Raw genomic sequence first — 19,300 nt, 5'->3', positions numbered from 1 at the left:
AAAAATTAGGTTATGAATTTATGAATTTATTGCGAATCGTTGCTATTTCGTACTAAATTCATACGAACTTCTCTATCTAAGAAGAATGCCGTGACAATAGTTGACAAAAGATCGGCTACAGAAAAGGAGATCCACACCCCCAACTCGCCGAGAAATCCAGGCAGGATGAGCACCAGCGGAATAAAAAAGAATCCCTGGCGGGTAAGGGTAAGAAAGAAGGCCGGCGTTGCTTTTCCGATGGCCTGAAAATAAGCCGAGCCAATGAGCTGAACCACAACTACAGGAGTGGCGGCAAATACCCACCTCATCGCATCGGGTGCCTCCCTGAGCACTTCTTCATTATCGGTAAACACCCTGGTGATCTGTTCGGGAAAGGCCATGATAAGGGCAAAAACCACGAACCCAAGCAAGGCAGCATATTTAATGGCTGTCTTGATCGACTCTTTGACCCTTTCGTATTTATGGGCACCGTAATTATATCCTGCAATAGGCAGAAATCCCTGAGTGATCCCTAATACCGGAAACAGGGCGAACATGAGCATACGGCCTACGATGGCATAAACCGTAATGGAAGATTCTCCCCCCAGATCGAATAAGATATTATTCACCACAAGGTAGGTTACACTAACCACGGCTTGCCGTGCCAGCGTAACTCCGCCCAGGGATCCGATCTCTTTAAGCACCTCCAGGTTAGGATTAAAATGTCTCCAGCCGATCTTTAGTTCAGAATTGGCAGAAAGAAAGAACCATAAAATATAGGCAAAGCAGAGCAGGTAGGATCCGGTTGTAGCCCAGGCCGCTCCTGCCATCCCGAGATCGAACCCCTTGATAAGGAGGTAATCCAAAACCAGATTTCCAATGGAAGGGATGATCATGGCGATCATGCCGAACCGAGGTTTCCCTTCAGCTCTGATCACGCTGTTCCCCATCATACACAGGGCGAGAAAAGGCACCCCGTAGAGCACCACGAGATAATAGATACGGGCAGGGTCAAAAATAGCGCCTTTACCTCCAAAGCTCGGAATGATCTCATCGGCCCAGGTGATACCTACCGCGACAAGGCTTATGGTGAGCAATAAGGTAAGTACGATCTGATTGCCGAAGGTATGCAGGGCCTTACCCTTCTGACCACTTCCCAGTGCCCGGGAAATAATGGAAGCCCCACCTATCCCGATAGCCATACCAAGAGCTGCGATAAAGAAAGATACCGGGAGCACCACATTGATCGCTGCGATAGCTACCGAACCGATCCAGTTCCCTACAAAAATGGTATCGACCAAAATGTTCAAAGACATCACAAGGATCCCTATAGATGCAGGAACAGCCTGTTTTACCAACAGGCTTCCAATGGACTGTGTGCCCATATCTTCAGAAGAGACCCTTGCCATGCGTTACATATCTAATAGATTAACTGTGTTGCACCTGTGGCTGATGCGCCCACTCGTCGACCCATCGTGCAACCACCTTCACCCAGTCTTCATTATCGTTGAGGCAGGGAATAAGGTGAAATTCTTCCCCTCCGTGTTCTTTGAACTCCTCATTGGCCTCCATTCCGATCTCTTCGAGGGTTTCCAGACAATCAGAAATAAATGCGGGGGTAACCACGGCGAGTTTCTTCATGCCCTTATCTGCAAAACCGTTTACGGTCTTATCGGTAAAAGGCTGCAGCCACGGATCGAACCCTAAGCGCGACTGGAAGGAGGTAGAGTATTGATCTTCTTTAAGCTCCAGGTATTCGGCCACTTTCCGTGTGGTTTCATAGCACTGATGACGATAACAGAATTGATGTGCCGGCGAGGGCGACTTACAGCACTGTCCGTCGATCTTACAATGCGATCGGGTAATATCCGATTTTTTAATATGGCGCTCCGGCACCCCGTGGTAAGAGAACAGAATATGCTCCCAATCCTTATCTTCGAGATGTCTTTTTATAGACTCCGACAGTACGCGTATATAATCGTCGTGGCTGTAGAATGCCGGCACATTGGTAAAACGCATCTCCGGGAAGTGCTTCTTCCGGAGCTCTTCTGCCAATACCAAAATGGTTTCTGTAGTTGCCATGGCGAACTGCGGATACAGCGGCAATAACAGCACCTCGGTAACGCCCTGATCATGGAGTTCCTGCAATCCTGCTTTGATCGACGGATTGCCATAACGCATGGCCATAACCACCGGAACAGAGGTCAGGTCATCGACCTTTTTACGCAGCCGTTCAGATAAGACAATTAGCGGGGACCCTTCGTCCCACCAGATCTTTGAATAGGCTTCGGCCGATTTTTTCGGGCGGGTATTCAGGATAATTCCCCTCACGAGAAAGGTTCTCAGCCATTTCGGGACATCGATCACCCTTTCATCCATAAGGAATTCATCGAGATAGCGTTTAACATCTTTAGGATCTGTAGAATCCGGCGATCCAAGATTTACCAGCAAAACTCCTTTCATAGTCAGTAATATTTTTTACGCAAAGTTATAATTAAATGACGGTCTCTCCCCCAGCAGGCAGATCAAAATCCAAATAGTCCGATAGCTTAAACCAATACCTAATCGATCTGGCTACGCCCGAGACACCAAAGTATACCTTCTAAAATATGCTTTTCGAAGAATGGCTCTTTATATGCGCCCCCTGTATGTCCGCCGGCGGTGTAAAAGCTTCTGGAGTCACCAAATTCGCGACACCACGCAAAAGGGTGGAAGTCGCCCATGCGACCGCCCTGATACGAATCTTCATCAAGGGTGATCAGAATACGCAGGTCGTCTTTCAGGTCTTTAAGGTCATACCATTCGTCTGTACGCTCCCATGGATCGGGCAAAAAGGAGGTTGCCGGATGGGTGTTGTCAACAATACGTAGCTTTGCGGGTTGCACCTTAGGGTGCGACCTGAAGTAAGCACCCACCAGGGCACCATACCAGGGCCAGTCGTACTCGGTGTCTACGGCAGCATGGATCCCCATAAAGTTGCCGCCATTTTCTATATAATTTTCAAAGGCCTTTTCCTGTACTTGATTTAGCACATCGCCCGTAGTCGATAAAAAGATCACCAGATCGTACTTACTGAGCTCGTCTTCATTAAAATCGGCCGCGTTCTCGGTACGATCAACCGCAAATCCGTTCTTACGGCCTAACCTCCTAATAAGTGAAACTCCATCTGAGATCGAACCGTGGCGATAGCCTTCTGTTTTGGTGAACACCAGAACGCGTTCCCCGCTATGATCCCCGGCAGGCACGGTAGCTTCATCGCCCGCGCAGGCGAATAAATAAAAGACCAAAACTGCGATCCATGCTTTCATCGCTTAACCTATATTTAAAGACGTTAGATAGCGTTTAGGAGTCGTACCGTATTTCTTTTTAAAGGCAGCAATAAAGTGACTTGAGGTACTGTAACCTACCTTCAGACCAACTTCATTCACATTGTGATCGCCGCTTTCGAGCATTTTTCGGGCCACCTCCATCTTATAATCGAAAAGAAAACTGTACACCGAATCACCGTAGATCTGCTTGAAGCCTTCCTTGAGCTTTTTCATATTCAGTCCGATCTCCTCAGACAACTCCTGCAGTCCGGGCGGATCGGTCATCCTGGAAATAATAATATCCTTAGCCCGCTTGATCTTTAGCACATTATCTTCATCTACCAGGAACGGACACTGCTCGGTATCGGCATCCTCAGGCTTGTTCAGGTATAACCCCAACAATTCGTAGGCCTTACCCTTAAGATACAGCTTGCGCACTGAAGGGTGAAGGTTGTAATTAATGATCTGGCTCAACACCACGGCCATGGCCGGATTAATGGGAGCGGTATTGTAGTATTTCTTGTCCAGGTTCTCCTCGCTCAGAAAAGGGATAAAGCCGGCCTCCATTGAAAAGAGCGAATGAAACTGCTTTATCGAGATCAACACAGAAACCACCCAGGTCTTGGCCGTAAGGTCCAGATGTATGGGAAGGTCCCGCTGCGGATTGTAGAGCAAGAGGGAATCGTCTTCTTTCAGGCTCATGGCATAGCTGCCCTGGTTAAACAGAAAGCTCCCCTCTCCCTTCAGGCAAAAGTGAAACTGAATGAAGGTCCGGTCGACATCTCTTGAAAACTCTGCGAAAGAATCAGAATCATTACGGGTAATAATGAGCATAAACCCATCTTCAAAGTGTACTTCTCCCGGCGTACTTACAGCGATATTTTTTTCCATGTTCGCGAGTGGTGTTTTGCGTTATTTTATTTAGAACTATTCTAAACAGTAAGGGTGTAAAACCTTGTTAACACCTCAAAAATAAGGCAATTACGGAGAATATCGCTCAAAAAAAAGACAAATCACTTATAGCGTTATAAAAAGTTCTTTGAGCGTTATTTTTTTAAAGGGATGCATCCTATTTTTGCATTTCACTTCGGAACTAACTGAATGAAAGCATATAACATCTCTAAACATAGTTCTTTTTACGTTGTAGGATTGAGTTATAAGAAGGCCGACGTACATATGCGTGGTCGATTCAGCCTCAACGATGACGGAAGAACCAATTTGTTGCGTCAGGCCAAATCGTCTGGTATTGACGGAATTATGGTAACCTCCACTTGTAACCGTACCGAGTTGTTCGGTTTTGCGCAGCACCCCTTCCAGCTTATCCAGCTTCTTTGCGGGAATACGAACGGTACCGTTGAAGAATTCCAGAGCGTGGGTTATGTCTACAAGAACTACGAAGCAATAAACCATATGTTTCGTGTTGGAACCGGACTCGACAGCCAGATCCTTGGCGATTTTGAAATTATTAGTCAGATACGTCAGAGTTTTGTAGCCTCGAGAGAAGAGGGCATGGCCAATCCGTTCCTGGAGCGTTTATGCAATTCGGTGATCCAGGCCAGCAAGCGTATTAAGAACGAGACCGAACTTTCTTCCGGTGCGACCTCTGTTGCTTTTGCCTCTGTACAATACATCCTCTCCAAAGTTCCTAACATCTCTGAAAAGAATATTTTGCTTTTCGGAACAGGTAAGATCGGAAGGAATACCTGTGAAAACCTGGTAAAACACACCACTAATGACCATATTGTTCTGATCAACAGAACCCGCGATAAGGCAGAAAAGATCGCCGGGAAATTCAACCTTATCGTTAAGGAATTTGGTCAGCTACAAGAAGAGATACGCAAGGCAGACGTGCTGGTTGTTGCCACAGGTGCGCAACACCCAACGGTATCTAAAGAACTCATACACACCTCCAAACCCCTGCTCATACTTGACCTTTCGGTACCAAGTAATGTCGATGAAAACGTTAACGAACTGAGCAATGTGACCCTGGTACATATCGACCAGCTCTCCAAGATGACCGCCGATACCCTAAAGCGTCGCGAAAAGTTCGTACCTATGGCCGAAGGGATCATTAACGAGGTAGAAGGCGATTTCAAAAAATGGCTGGAGACCAGGAAATTTGCCCCCACCATCAAGGCCCTGAAGAAAAAGCTCAAGTCGATCAAAGAGGCCGAGATCGATAATCAGCGAAAAAAGATCAAGGATTTCAACGACGAACACGCCGAGATCCTCAGCGATCGCATCATACAAAAGATCACCACACATTTTGCCAACCACCTAAGGGAGAGTCCGAACTCTTCTGATGACAGCATTGAACTTATCAAGAAAGTATTTCAATTAGAGACTTCTAAATGACGAAAGTAATTCGAATTGGTACCCGCGACAGCGAACTGGCAATGTGGCAGGCCAAAAATGTACAGGCACAACTGGAAGCTCTGGGCCACAAAACCCAATTAGTACCTGTAAAGAGTACCGGCGATCTGGTCCTTGACAAGCCCCTATACGAGTTGGGTATTACCGGTATTTTTACCAAAACACTTGACGTAGCGCTCCTCAAGGAGGAGATCGACATTGCCGTGCACAGCATGAAAGATGTTCCAACCATGCTCCCCAAAGGCATTGTTAAAGCTGCGGTCCTGAAACGCGCCAATACTTCAGACCTTATGGTCATGAAGGACGGAGCCGATTTTCCCGACAAGAAAAAAGCGCATATTGCCACGGGTAGTCTCCGGCGTAAGGCTCAATGGCTGAGTCGCTATCCTAAACACAAGGTTTCCGAACTCAGAGGGAATGTAAACAGCCGCATGCAGAAATTACAGGATAACGATTGGGATGGAGCTATCTTTGCCGCTGCAGGCCTCGAGCGTATCGATCTTAAACCTGAGAATGCGGTAGCACTCGACTGGATGATCCCTGCACCTGCTCAAGGCGCCATGATGATCGCCGCCCTTGAAAAAGACAAGGAACTACTTAAGGCCATCGCCAAACTCAACCATTACGAGACCGATCTTTGCGTAAGTATCGAAAGAGACTTTTTACGAACCCTTGAGGGTGGTTGTACCGCACCTATCGGAGCCCTGGCCACTATCGATGTCGATTACCTCAATTTTATAGGGGTGCTCCATTCGCTTGACGGAAAACAGAAGGTTGAAGTCGAGAAAAGGATCCTAATCGAAAACCTCGATGGCCTGGGTGCCATTTGCGCCCGCGAAGCACTCGCCAATGGCGGAGAGGCCATCATGAAAAAGATCAAGAAAAAACTGAGCAAATAATCGTCATGGCTTCGAACATCCGGATATTAAGCACCAGGACATTAACTGAACCTCAAAGGGAGCGGTTACTGGCGGCCGGATTTGCCCTGACCGAGATCCCCTTTATTAAAACAGAGCAGGTACCTTTTACAGCTCCGGACAGCATAGCAAGGGCGATCATTACCAGCAATAACGCGGCAAAAGCTATCGCAAACAAACAACTGCGCATCGACGCGGTTTTTTGCGTAGGTCAAAAAACGGCCACGACATTAAGCTCGGCAGGTTACAAGGTGGAGATCACCGCCGACAATGCAGGTGCACTGGCCGAAAAAATTACAGATGCTTATCAGGGAGAAGAATTCTACTTTCTGGGCACTCGCTCCAGGAGAGACGAACTACCTGAGCATTTGAAAGCCAATAACACACCGTTAAAGGAGATCGAAGTATACAAAACCCTGCCCGAAAGCCATAGGGTGCCGGGAAATTATGATGGCATCCTTTTTTTTAGTCCCAGTGCTGTAGACGCCTTCAGCCGGGAAAATTCATTTAAAGAAACCGTGTGTTTCAGCATTGGCCCCACAACGGCCCAGGCCCTGGAGGCACACACCAAAACCGTTGTTACAGCAAAGCAGCCTTCTGCTGAACACCTCATCCTGGAAACGGTAAAATATTTTAAAAGCATTAACGCCCATAATAGAGAAACAAGCATATGATAAAGAACGATCTGTTTTTGAGAGCCCTGAAAGGAGAAGAAGTATCCAGACCACCGGTATGGATGATGCGCCAGGCCGGACGCTATCTTCCGGAGTTTATGGTATTGAAAGAAAAATACGATTTCTTCACCCGCTGCCGTACTCCTGAACTGGCGGCCGAGATCACGGTACAACCTATCAGGATCGTAAAGCCCGATGCTGCTATCCTGTTCTCTGATATCCTGGTCATACCACAAGCCATGAATATTGATGTGGAAATGAAACCGGGCGTTGGACCATGGGTGCCGCAACCTATTCGCAGTGCAGCCGATGTAGCGCAAGTGATCGTTCCCGAGATCGATGAAACCCTGGGCTATGTTATGGATGCTATCAAGCTCACCAAAGAAATGCTCAACGACGAGGTGCCACTTATTGGATTTGCCGGATCGCCATGGACCATTCTATGTTATGCTGTAGAAGGTAAAGGCTCAAAGAGTTTTGACACCGCGAAGAGTTTTTGCTTCTCACAACCCGAAGCAGCCCACCAACTCCTCCAAAAAATAACAGACACGACCATTGCCTACCTCAAAGAAAAGGTAAGACACGGGGTAAACGCCGTGCAGGTATTCGATTCATGGGGCGGAATGCTTTCTCCTGAAGATTATCAAACCTTCTCATGGCCTTATATCAACCAGATCGTTGAAGCCCTTTCGCCACTTACCGAGGTGATCGTATTCGGAAAAGGATGCTGGTTCGCACTCGACACCATGGCACAGAGTAAGGCAAGTGCCCTTGGTGTAGATTGGACCTGCTCTCCGGAGATCGCAAGAAAACTTACCGGTGGTAATGTCACCTTACAGGGAAATTTTGATCCATCGCGCTTGTTCACGCCGATCCCGGAACTCAAGAAAATGGTACATGAGATGATCGACCGTTTCGGAAAAGACAAATACGTGGTGAACCTGGGGCATGGTATTTTACCAACGGTTCCGGTAGACCACGCCAAGGCGTTTATCGAAGCCGTTAAAGAATATGCCAATTAATGAAGCAAGTCCTGCAGTTGCTGCGCGATCTGAATGGGCGAAAAATAAAAGGGGCCGCCCGGTTATTTACCAGGCACCCCTTACTTTTTAGCACTGCCATCCCGGCTACCCTTAGGTGCATAGGTGTCTGCAACAGGCTTTTTGGAACGGCACACCACAAGAACAACAAAACCAATGCCTTTAGGCACGCCCTCTGGAATATGCTCCTTATGAGCTCTGCCTCCGGTGTGGTAAAGACCATTGAAGAGGCAGCTAAATGGGCAGAGGACCTCACCTGTTGGCATGAAGATGAGCTCTCCCCTAATCCGCCTTTACCAAGAGCCATGGATCTTCACAACAATAGGATCGGAAGGGAACTTTACAGCCATCAATTTAAAAACCAAAGCCCTGATCCCGAGCAAATAACACAAGCCTTATTACCTTTGCTGGACCAGGCAGTAAAGATCCGGGCAACAGAGGACCTTAAAACCTTAAACGACCACCTGGTCTACATTACCGAATAAGAAGATGAAGCACAAGTTTTACAGTTACATAGAACAACTACAAGACACCATTACCGCCAGCCTTGAAGCCATTGACGGAAAAGCTGTTTTTCAGCAAGACCTCTGGAAACGCGAGGGTGGTGGCGGCGGACGTACCCGCGTGATCGAGAACGGTAACGTTTTTGAAAAAGGCGGGGTCAACATTTCGGCTGTTCACGGACCACTGCCTCCTGCCATGCAGAAATACTTTAATGTGGGGGAGGTTGACTTCTTCGCATGCGGACTCAGCCTGGTGATACACCCTAAGAATCCGTTCGTTCCCACCGTACACGCCAACTGGAGGTATTTCGAAATGTACGATAAAGACGGTACGGTGATCGATTCCTGGTTTGGTGGCGGACAAGACCTTACTCCTTATTACCTGTTCGAGGAGGATGCCACGCATTTTCATCAAACCTGTAAAAATGCATGCGACAAACACCATCCCGACTTCTACCCTGAGTTCAAGACCAAATGCGATGCGTATTTTTACAATTCACACAGGAATGAAGCGAGGGGTATAGGCGGATTATTCTTTGATTACTGCCGGGCTAATGAAGACATGACCATGGAAGAATGGTACGCTTTTGTTACAGAAGTAGGCAATAGCTTCCTTGAAGCCTATACGCCGATCGTAAATAAGCGTAAAGACCTAGCATACACCCCGGAACATAGAGAATGGCAGGAAATTCGCAGAGGCCGCTATGTGGAATTTAACCTGGTTCACGATAAGGGAACCCTCTTCGGATTAAAGACCAATGGCCGTATCGAAAGTATCCTGATGAGTCTGCCTCCTCATGTGCAATGGGTATACGACCACCATCCGGCGGAAGGTTCTGAAGAAGAAAAATTACTGAACGTATTGAAAAACCCGGTAAACTGGGTATCTTAAATCATAAATTACATCATCATGTATCCGTTACGCAGAAACAGACGATTACGTACTAACACAGCCATCAGAGACATGGTCAGGGAAACCTCCCTGCACCCGGAACACCTCATGGCACCTTTGTTCATTGTTGAAGGAAAACAGGTAAAGGAAGAGATCGCATCCATGCCCGGCTATTACCGCTATAGCCTGGACCTGCTTGAAGGAGAGATCAGATCCTTATACCAATTAGGAATCCGGTCTGTCCTGCTATTCGTAAAGGTACCGGATAATCTGAAGGACAATAAGGGTACGGAAGCCCTGAATCCCGACGGACTCATGCAGCGAGCGGTGAAAACCGTAAAGAACATACAACCCGAGATGCACGTACTTACCGACGTAGCCCTGGACCCATACTCGTCTTACGGCCATGATGGTATTGTAGAGAACGGACTCATTCTCAACGATCCTACCGTAGAAGTGCTCGCCCAAATGGCTGTGAGTCATGCTAAAGCAGGAGCCGATATGGTAGCTCCAAGTGATATGATGGACGGTCGCATCCTGGCCATGAGATCGGCACTCGAGCAAGAAGGATTTACCGATACCGGGATCATGAGCTATAGCGCCAAATACGCCTCGGCATTTTACGGTCCCTTTCGCGATGCCTTAGATTCGGCTCCGGGATTTGGAGATAAGAAAACCTATCAGATGGACCCTGCCAACCGTATAGAAGCTATTAAGGAAACCATTATGGACATCGAAGAGGGCGCAGATATCGTGATGGTAAAACCGGGACTATGCTACCTCGATATTGTAAGGGAGATCAAAGATGCCGTAGATGTACCTGTAGCTGTATACCAGGTAAGTGGAGAATACGCCATGCTCAAGGCAGCAGCCGAAAAGGGATGGCTTGATCACGATGCCGTTATGATGGAGCAAACTATGGCCATTAGAAGGGCAGGTGGCGATATCATCGCAACCTACTTTGCCAAAGACATTGCCAAAATACTTCAGAACACCTAAACACCACCCTCTTGAAAAGAACTCTTGTACTTATCCTGATCCTGGCCTTTAATTACAACGGTATGCTCGCACAACAAAACGAACCCAAAGGGGCTTTCCTGGAGAAATGGGAAAATTCGAAGAATTACCTTTTGGCCATGGTCGATAGTATCCCGGCCGATTCATTGGATTACAAACCCACCCCGAGACAAATGTCGGTGAGAGAACAGCTGGCACATATTCGCATGAACATGCTCTGGCTGGGGCATACCTATTTTGGCGATGACAGCACCAACACCCATCCTGCTCTTGCCGAAAATGCCGGAAAAGAAGACCTTTCGAAAGCTCTGGAGCAAGCCTTCACGGTTGTTCACGACCTGGTAAACCAAACAGATATGACGAGCCTGAGTGAAGAAGTCAAATTCTTCGCGGGCCCTAAAAGCAGACTGCAGATCCTGAACCTCCTTCACGATCACGTAACCCATCATCGCGGACAACTGGTGGTGTATTTAAATTTAATGGACTTAACCCCGCCACGTTATAGCGGATGGTAAGTAGCTAATCGCGATTTTATTAGTAAATTAGCAGGAAAGCAACTATCACAATAATGACCATACTCATTCTTTATGCCCTGCTTTCCATCTTCTTCTCCTTTCTATGTTCCATTTTGGAGGCAGTGTTCTTAAGCATCACCCCCACCTATATTAATGTGCTTAAAAAGGAAGGAAAAGCCTATGCCAACACCCTTGAAAAACTCAAGAAGGATGTAGATCAACCCTTGATCGCTATCCTCACCCTTAATACTATTGCACACACCGTTGGAGCCATCCTGGTTGGGGTGGAAGCCGAAAAACTCCCTTATAAGATCGATATCTGGGGGGTTAATATCGTAGGAGTTGTTTCTGCCGTAATGACCTTTCTCATCCTTGTGGTTTCTGAGATCATACCCAAGACCCTGGGAGCTACCTACTGGAAGGAACTGGCCAACTTTACCTCTAAGGCCCTCACCATACTCATACTTCCCTTGAAATACACCGGGATACTTTGGTTCATGCAACTCACCACCAAACTCATCGGTGGCAAAGGCGTTCATACGTCAGTTTTTCAGCGGGAAGACTTCACCGCCATGGCCGACATCGCCCATGAGGAAGGGGTTTTTGAAGAATCTGAATCCAAGGTGATCAAGAACCTGGTGCGCTTTAACCAGATCGAAGCAAAAGATGTGATGACGCCCAGAACGGTAATGAAGACCGCTTCTGAAGATCAAACCATAAAAGAATTCTTTGAAGAAAATCCGAAACTCCGTTTCTCAAGGATCCCCATCTACAAGGATAAGCCGGACAATATTACCGGGTTTGTACTCAAAGACCAGGTATTAGAAGAAATGATCAATGCCGGTGGCTCAGAACCATTAGCTACACTAAAAAGAGAGATCCTGCTCACCAAGCGAAACATGCCCATCCCGAAACTCTTCGAAAAATTTATCGCCAACAAAGACCATATTGCCCTGGTCGTTGATGAATACGGTTCGATCGGCGGACTCGTTACCATGGAAGATATCATTGAGACCCTTCTCGGCCTGGAGATCGTAGATGAGAGTGACAACGTAGAAGATCTACAGCTATTAGCTCGCCGTAACTGGCAGATCCGCGCAGAACGTATGGGCATACTGGAAAGCTACGACGATCAGGATGAAAACACTACAGGCAGTAATTAACACCCCACTGGGAGCTGCCATCCTGGAGGGAAACCACCATGGTTTAAGATCCTTTAAACTCACCGCTGCATCCCGGGAGAACACTCCGATACCGGAAGTGCTTCGGGAGGCGGCCGATCAGATCACCGAATACTTCGAAGGCAAACGCCAAACCTTTGCCCTGGCACTGGACCCGGTAGGCACCCCATTTCAAAAAAAGGTCTGGGCCGCTCTGCAGGACATCCCTTATGGGAAGACCACTTCTTACATGGACCTCTCCAGGCAATTAGGCGATCCCAAGGCGATCAGGGCTGTAGCTGCAGCCAATGGCAGGAATCCGCTATGGATCATTATCCCCTGCCACCGCGTAATAGGCAGTGATGGCTCGCTAACGGGATACGCAGGGGGATTATGGCGCAAAAAATGGCTGCTCGAACACGAACAACCAGCAAAACAACAGTCGCTTTTTTAATACGAATATGTCTATATTTAGCATATAGCCGGGATGGAGTCGTTCGAAAAGGCAACCCGGAACCAACCCAAAATAACCCATTAAACATGCTTCATAAGATCGCCCTTGACAACATCCTGTTCTTAGATATAGAAACCGTTCCTGAAACCCCGGACTTCGGGTCCCTGGCTCCCGAAAAGCAGACCTTATGGGATCATAAATCACGGTACCAGCGCAAGGAAGACCAATCGCCGGAAGACTTTTACGAACGGGCCGGAATTTGGGCCGAATTCGGGAAGATCGTATGCATCTCTGTGGGGTATTTTGCTTTGGTCAAAGGAGAACGCCAGTTCCGAACCACCTCTTTCTTTGGAGAAGAAGACGCCCTGCTACGGGATTTCAAGAACCTGCTGGAGACCCATTATTACGGCCCGCAAAAGATCTTATGTGGGCATAATGCCAAGGAGTTCGATTTTCCGTATATCGCCAGACGCATGCTTATTCACGGGATCACGCTTCCGGAAAAGCTCAACCTCTTTGGAAAGAAACCCTGGGAAATTCCGCATCTGGATACCATGGAACTATGGAAGTTTGGCGACTTTAAACATTACACTTCCCTGAAACTGCTCACCCATGTGTTAGGCATCCCCTCGCCCAAGGACGATATAGACGGCAGTATGGTAGGTAAGGTGTATTGGGAAGAAAATGATATAGACCGTATCGTGACCTATTGCGAAAAGGATGTGATAGCCGTAGCCCAGGTCATTCTCAAACTCCGCGGCGATGAATTACTTGAGGAAGACGCCATCAAACACGTTTGATCACTTGGCGAATTTCTTCGCCTTATACTCCCCGTTAACCTCAAAGGCAAGCACGTAAAAGCCTTTACTGAACCCATCTACAGGAATAGGTTTTGAGGCATCAGGGCCTGTGAGCAATACCCGTCCCATGAGGTCTACAACATAGTAGTCACCAAGACGATCTTTATTACCCACTACCACTACATGATTACCATCGGGCGTCCAGGCCAGTTGCGGCTCTTCATCTTCGTTCAGGGTATCGTTCGCAGTATCACCATACGGGTCGTCGAGACCACTTCCGGAAACCTTATCACCGGGAACCTCAAGAAACGGAGGCCCCGCCGGATCCGGGTAATCCGGTAGCTGACCAAGGTTATCGTCGGTATTCGGACCGCTTACATTATCATCTGCGGTTCCTGCATCAGGATTACTGTCGTTTCCGGCATTCTCGCTACCGCCGGTAGTATGATCTCCAGTTCCCGAATCGTTGGCACCTGAATCGGGATTGGTGGTATCACCCGCTTCGTCTCCTGTGGTGTCTCCATTACTCGTATCTCCGGTTCCAGCTTCAGGATCGGTGGTTTCACCCGTAGAACCGTCTGTAGTATCGCCTCCGGTAGTATCTCCGGTGCCATCTCCTGTGGTGCCTCCATTACCCGTATCTCCGGTACCATCTCCTGTGGTGTCTCCGTTACCCGTATCTCCGGTTCCTGCATCAGGGTCGGTGGTTTCACCCGTAGAACCGTCTGTAGTATCACCTCCAGGAGTACCTCCTGTTTCTCCGGTACCGTCTCCTGTGGCATCGCCATTCCCAGTATCTCCGGTACCCGCATCAGGGTTGGTAGTCTCTCCTGCAGAACCGTCCGTAGTATTATCTCCTCCGGGAGTACCTCCTGTTTCTCCGGTCCCGTCTCCTGTGGCATCGCCATTTCCTGTATCGCCGGTACCCGCATCAGGGTTGGTAGTCTCTCCTGTAGAACCGTCTGTAGTATCACCTCCATCGGTATCTCCGGCACCAGCTTCGGGATCGGTGGTTTCTCCTGTAGTACCATCCGTATTTTCGCCATCACCTTCAGGATCTACAGGATCTGTATTCGTTTCCTCTTCATGCTGTGCCTCTGCTGTTCTAAAAAGCAACACCTCAGAAAAATCAGAACCCATGATCTCCGAACACAGGGATCGCACCTGAAGGCTATATTCCGTATCGGCTAAAAGATTTTCAAGCTGTATACCGGTATCGGCGACCAGTTCACTTTGCCATTGCTCCTGATCTTTCGCCTTGTAACGCACTTCATAAAAGGCTTCATCTACTGCATCCCAGCTTATACTGGCGTTATCTTGTCCAACGGTATCAGCCTGGGTATTTCCCGGGGGAACTACGGCACAATTCGTATCGGTTATTCCGGTAACTACAAGTGAAAAGTCCTGGGCGGTATTTACGAGCTGTCCTTTATGGCTCACTACGATCGTATACTCACCTTCGGCCAGGGCGATCTCTACCTTTTCAAACGGATCTACCTTATTATCACCCTTTACAGCTCCTGCCTCAAGGTTACTCAATTCTAATTTCCAGGGTAAGTAAGGCTCTCCACCCTTATACACTCTCAGGTCGAGATCATTAACCAGAACAGGGGTTGCATCATTGGTCTTTCCATTGAACTTATCGGGATAGGCAGGGTCGGTCCAGCTTATAGAAACCGAGAGCGTAGCCCCTGTTTCAGCATGTACTTCAAGGGTGTATTCTGCTCCCTGACTCAGAGTGAGCTCTTCGACTTTGCTGTTTACATCTTTAGCATCCAGCACCTCTGCTGCACGCTTACTATTAAGAATTCCCCAACCAAATTTAGGATCGGGCCCGGCATGATCTCCAGCCTCATCTGCCGTATGCAGGGTTAATCCTTTAAGGGTAGCCGCCCGCATGTAATTACCGTAGGCCACATAGTGATATTGTTGCATTAACAGCAAGGAAGCAGCCACTCCGGGAGAAGCCATTGAGGTTCCCGAAAGTATGCGATAATTAGCTGTATCCCTGTCGTATGAAGAGTATACATCGACTCCGGCCCCGGTAATATCGGGTTTAATACGTCCGTCATCGGCAGGACCAAAATTACTGAATGGCGCGATCTCTGCTCCCAGCAACTCTCCGTTACTACCTACATTCACATTATCGGCAGCAGCCACGGTGATCCCGTTCTTAGCCAGGGCAAAACCTAGCAGCAGGTCATAACCATCGGTTGCGCTACCCGCCACAGGCGTATCGTTATAGTTGAGGTGTCGGGTATTTCCCGCCGCTGTAACCATTAAGTAATACGGTGCGGCATGCATGATCTCATCCCAGTCCTGCGCCTGATAGATATAAGATCCAAAATACCAATCGGGAAGGTTACGGCCACTTAGGCCATAAGAGTGATTCGAGATCAACAATCCCGCAGCAGCTTGTTCGGCGGCTTCACCTTCATCCTTATTCCAATCAAAAGAAAGTCCGGTAGCGTTAAATGCCACCCCTTGAGCTTTTGGGTCTACCCCGGCTGCCAGGGCTGTTCCCATGACGTGGGTTGCATGACCGCTTACCCTGGGAGAACGGTCGCCAAAAACGATCCTGTCTCCAAATTCCTGGTGGTCTGAAAGCGCTTTACCACTATCCCAGATCCCAATGGTCATCGAGGTACCATCTACCCCAAAATCAAAGGTATTCCCATCAGATAAAAAGTCGGCCCGGGAGGTTTTTACCACCATATCATTGTAGGTCTCTTTGTAAAGGGGCGTACCATCCGGGCCAACTTTTTGTAATTCTCTAAAACCACCGCCGGTAAGCGTCGAGGTAATGGGCCATCCGTAAATATTGGCCTTTCTGACGGCTGCTGATTTATTGGCTATGGCACGCTTTTTAAACTTCGCAGCCAGCCCGCGCAATATTTGCTCCACATCAGCTTTATTGTATGTAGAAGTAGTCGCTTCCTGCGACCAACCAACGTGGGATCCGGCTAGAGACCAGATAACGAGGCATACAATTACCAAGAGCTTACTCCGGTGGTTATTCATATTCATGATTTAAGGGCACAACTAATGTAATATTAACCTGACAATATCGGGTAAAATGCATGATTTTTTCGATGAAATACACACTTAAGGTAGGATTTCGCCTAAATTAATGCTTACAACCTCTGTAAAAATGACCCTATTATGGTATTTGGTCTGCAAAAACATACTCTTTATCGATATAAAACTGCATCAGTCTACTCTTTCTCCGATTTACCCTACGGTTCTTATATAACAACAATCTACCCTCTTAAAATCACCCCCATGATGATCGCAATAGTTTGCTCATAATCAGCATACTTCTTTCTATCCTTACGATCACCTCCGTACAATAATGGCATGCTTACCGAATCGTAATAACTGTACAATTCAGTACCTTTGCATCAGAATTGAATCTATGCTTGAAAAGAAGACCTTTGAATATGAAAAAGTAGTCCTCGTGGGAGTGATCAACCAGGAGCAGGACGAAGAGAAGTCTCAGGAATACCTGGACGAACTCGAGTTTCTGGCCTACACCGCCGGAGGGGAGGTAACACAACGCTTCACCCAAAAGATCGACGTACCCAATCCGAAGACATTTATTGGAAGCGGGAAGATGGAAGAAGTCCTCACCTACGTAAATGATAATGAGATCGGAACCGTGATCTTTGACGACGAGTTAACGCCGGCCCAACAAAAGAATATCGAACGGATATTGCGTTGCAAGGTATTGGATCGTACCAGCCTGATCCTCGATATTTTCGCCCAGCGCGCCCAGACCAGTTATGCCCGTACCCAGGTCGAATTGGCACAATACGAGTATTTACTGCCACGACTGGCAGGGCTCTGGACTCACCTGGAGCGTCAACGTGGGGGTATTGGAATGCGCGGTCCGGGGGAAACTGAGATCGAAACCGACCGCCGTATCGTTCGCGACCGGATAAGCTTGCTTAAAAAGAAGCTCGCCAAGATCGACAAACAAATGGAAACCCAGCGCGGTAATCGTGGAGCATTGGTTAGGGTCGCACTCATCGGATATACCAATGTAGGGAAGTCGACCCTGATGAATGTGATCAGCAAGAGCAATGTGTTTGCCGAGAACAAACTTTTTGCCACCCTCGATACCACGGTTCGCAAGGTGGTTATTGGCAACCTGCCGTTCTTGCTAAGTGATACGGTTGGATTTATCAGGAAGTTACCCACCCAGCTGGTGGAGTCGTTTAAAAGTACCCTCGACGAGGTACGGGAGGCAGACCTGTTACTTCATGTGGTTGACATTTCTCACCCGAACTTTGAAGAACATATTGCTTCTGTGAACCAGATCCTCGATGAGATACACAGTGCCGACAAGCCTACGATCATGGTTTTCAATAAGATCGATGCCTATACGCATGAAACCATAGACGAAGACGACCTGATCACTGAAAAAACGGGGAGGCACTTCACCCTCGAAGAATGGAAGAACACCTGGATGGGTCGCATAGGAGATAATGCCCTGTTCATTTCGGCGCTCAACAAGGAAAACCTTGAAGAGTTCCGCAAGCGCGTATACCAGGCGGTAAGAGAGATCCACGTTACGCGCTTTCCATACAACAACTTTCTCTATCCGGAATACGAGAACCTCGAATCTGGGGAAGAACAACAGCAAAGGAAAACTCCATAAAAAAAGGCAGTCTGTACAGGACTGCCTTTTTCTTTTAAAAACTATAATTGAGTCCGAACAGCCAATACGACTGCAAGTCATTATCTATGTTATCGAAGGTAGCATCTTCTATGCCCTGAGAATTAATGGCGTAATTAAGCGCCTCCTGCTTATTGTCCCTGAGCGCAAACTCAAACCCAAGCCCAATATTCTTCCAAAGGGAATACCCCAGACTATTGGTCCAGGTCCAGTTGGAATAATTGGAATCCTTATAACTCAGGAAACCGGAAAAGTTAGACTTGAATTTCAGACCGCCAAAGTCCTTAATGTAGTCGGCCATGATCTTACACCCTGCAGACGATTCGAAAATATCATCATCGTCACTAAACACAAAGTTATAGTTAAGCGGGTGCACTACTACCACCAATTCATTGACAGGCGTCCAGGTAAAACCCACCCCAAGGTCCAGATACCCCGGATCGTTAAAATTACTGAGTAGCGTGGTTCGGTATTCTCCTAAAGCAGAAAGTGCCAGCTTATCGCTCAGTTTATATCCGTAAAGGGAATTGATATTAAACACATCGGTAGCCTCGCGATATCCTTCCACATCATCCGGGTCATCCTTATCATCGAATTTCACCCACTGAAGATTAACGGTCATAGAATTCCTCCAGAAATACTTTTCCCTGTCCAGATTGGCATAACCACTAAAGCCTATACCGATCTTTCCGGCGTCTACATTAGGACTGCCCTGGGCATACCAATTACTAAATTGCGAGACGTTGAATCCTACTGTGGCAATAGCCCCGAATTTCCATCCGGGAAACTGATCGATACGCTTGGTAAGATCATCAACCTCCGACTGCAGGGCATCTATAGAATCTTGCTTTTGTGATTTCAATGCCTTTAACTCCTCCACGGTCTGACCCTGTGAAGTAAGGGCAAACATCCCGAGCACGACAAATAACATTACCTGTTTCATAGTGTATGTTTAAGCAGCGATCATACTGAACGCCAGTTTCTTACACT

Annotated in this window: 18 protein-coding genes; 12 read left to right on the top strand and 6 right to left on the bottom strand. The window is 47.7% G+C overall.

From position 1 onward, the window contains the following. Positions 1–26: 26 nt before the first annotated feature. From IS446_RS03505 to IS446_RS03490, 4 genes are all read right to left on the bottom strand, one after another. The gene (locus tag IS446_RS03505) at positions 27–1,388 is read right to left on the bottom strand and encodes an MATE family efflux transporter (RefSeq protein ID WP_203058608.1); all 1,362 of its coding nucleotides are present in this window, start codon (positions 1,386–1,388) and stop codon (positions 27–29) included. 19 nt (positions 1,389–1,407) lie between these two features. Then, entirely contained in the window at positions 1,408–2,442 is a 1,035-nt protein-coding gene (gene hemH, locus IS446_RS03500; RefSeq protein ID WP_203058607.1) for a ferrochelatase, read from the bottom strand. Between the two features lie 98 nt (positions 2,443–2,540). Beyond that, positions 2,541–3,287 carry a ThuA domain-containing protein gene (locus tag IS446_RS03495; RefSeq protein ID WP_203058606.1) on the bottom strand — a complete coding sequence of 249 codons (747 nt, stop codon included), beginning with the start codon at positions 3,285–3,287 and terminating at the stop codon, positions 2,541–2,543. 3 nt (positions 3,288–3,290) lie between these two features. Beyond that, complete coding sequence (locus tag IS446_RS03490) at positions 3,291–4,178, bottom strand: AraC family transcriptional regulator (protein WP_203058605.1); 888 nt, start codon at positions 4,176–4,178, stop codon at positions 3,291–3,293. 210 nt (positions 4,179–4,388) lie between these two features. On the opposite strand from IS446_RS03490, the gene hemA reads away from it, so the two are divergent. From hemA to IS446_RS03435, 11 genes are all read left to right on the top strand, one after another. Continuing rightward, positions 4,389–5,642, top strand: a complete 1,254-nt coding sequence (hemA, locus tag IS446_RS03485) for a glutamyl-tRNA reductase (RefSeq protein WP_203058604.1) — start codon at positions 4,389–4,391, stop codon at positions 5,640–5,642. Beyond that, complete coding sequence (gene hemC / locus IS446_RS03480; protein ID WP_203058603.1) at positions 5,639–6,559, top strand: hydroxymethylbilane synthase; 921 nt, start codon at positions 5,639–5,641, stop codon at positions 6,557–6,559. Before hemA ends, hemC begins: the two co-directional genes overlap by 4 nt. A gap of 5 nt (positions 6,560–6,564) precedes the next feature. Continuing rightward, positions 6,565–7,251 (top strand): uroporphyrinogen-III synthase, encoded by a 687-nt coding sequence (locus IS446_RS03475; RefSeq protein WP_203058602.1) that lies wholly within the window; start codon positions 6,565–6,567, stop codon positions 7,249–7,251. Next, complete coding sequence (gene hemE, locus IS446_RS03470) at positions 7,248–8,273, top strand: uroporphyrinogen decarboxylase (RefSeq protein WP_203058601.1); 1,026 nt, start codon at positions 7,248–7,250, stop codon at positions 8,271–8,273. The genes IS446_RS03475 and hemE overlap by 4 nt, the downstream gene beginning before the upstream one ends. After that, positions 8,273–8,776 (top strand): DUF6973 domain-containing protein, encoded by a 504-nt coding sequence (locus IS446_RS03465; protein ID WP_203058600.1) that lies wholly within the window; start codon positions 8,273–8,275, stop codon positions 8,774–8,776. The genes hemE and IS446_RS03465 overlap by 1 nt, the downstream gene beginning before the upstream one ends. 4 nt (positions 8,777–8,780) lie before the next feature. After that, on the top strand, positions 8,781–9,686 hold the full coding sequence (gene hemF, locus IS446_RS03460) for an oxygen-dependent coproporphyrinogen oxidase (protein ID WP_203058599.1): 906 nt from the start codon (positions 8,781–8,783) through the stop codon (positions 9,684–9,686). An 18-nt stretch (positions 9,687–9,704) separates the two neighbouring features. After that, the gene (gene hemB, locus IS446_RS03455; protein ID WP_203058598.1) at positions 9,705–10,685 is read left to right on the top strand and encodes a porphobilinogen synthase; all 981 of its coding nucleotides are present in this window, start codon (positions 9,705–9,707) and stop codon (positions 10,683–10,685) included. Positions 10,686–10,696: 11 nt separating this feature from the next. Next, positions 10,697–11,218 carry a DinB family protein gene (locus tag IS446_RS03450; RefSeq protein ID WP_235996385.1) on the top strand — a complete coding sequence of 174 codons (522 nt, stop codon included), beginning with the start codon at positions 10,697–10,699 and terminating at the stop codon, positions 11,216–11,218. Between the two features lie 53 nt (positions 11,219–11,271). Beyond that, positions 11,272–12,381, top strand: a complete 1,110-nt coding sequence (locus IS446_RS03445; RefSeq protein ID WP_203058597.1) for a CNNM domain-containing protein — start codon at positions 11,272–11,274, stop codon at positions 12,379–12,381. Further along, entirely contained in the window at positions 12,356–12,832 is a 477-nt protein-coding gene (locus IS446_RS03440; RefSeq protein WP_203058596.1) for a methylated-DNA--[protein]-cysteine S-methyltransferase, read from the top strand. Before IS446_RS03445 ends, IS446_RS03440 begins: the two co-directional genes overlap by 26 nt. 86 nt (positions 12,833–12,918) lie before the next feature. Beyond that, positions 12,919–13,632: a 3'-5' exonuclease gene (locus IS446_RS03435; protein ID WP_203058595.1), complete on the top strand. Its 714-nt coding sequence runs from the start codon at positions 12,919–12,921 to the stop codon at positions 13,630–13,632. On the opposite strand, the gene IS446_RS03430 is transcribed toward IS446_RS03435, so the two are convergent. Further along, the gene (locus IS446_RS03430; protein WP_203058594.1) at positions 13,633–16,653 is read right to left on the bottom strand and encodes a S8 family serine peptidase; all 3,021 of its coding nucleotides are present in this window, start codon (positions 16,651–16,653) and stop codon (positions 13,633–13,635) included. It lies immediately after the preceding gene. A 394-nt stretch (positions 16,654–17,047) separates the two neighbouring features. Here IS446_RS03430 and hflX point away from each other — a divergent pair, with 394 nt between their 5' ends. After that, on the top strand, positions 17,048–18,292 hold the full coding sequence (gene hflX, locus IS446_RS03425) for a GTPase HflX (RefSeq protein WP_203058593.1): 1,245 nt from the start codon (positions 17,048–17,050) through the stop codon (positions 18,290–18,292). A gap of 34 nt (positions 18,293–18,326) precedes the next feature. Here the strand turns inward: hflX and IS446_RS03420 are convergent, their stop codons facing one another. Then, on the bottom strand, positions 18,327–19,253 hold the full coding sequence (locus IS446_RS03420; RefSeq protein ID WP_203058592.1) for a DUF3078 domain-containing protein: 927 nt from the start codon (positions 19,251–19,253) through the stop codon (positions 18,327–18,329). Positions 19,254–19,300: the final 47 nt, after the last annotated feature.

The sequence above is a fragment of the Robertkochia sediminum genome (genome assembly GCF_016786255.1).
GTDB lineage: Bacteria > Bacteroidota > Bacteroidia > Flavobacteriales > Flavobacteriaceae > Robertkochia > Robertkochia sediminum.
Note: the sequence above shows the minus strand (reverse complement) of the source record. Positions and strands in the feature narration are given on the sequence as shown.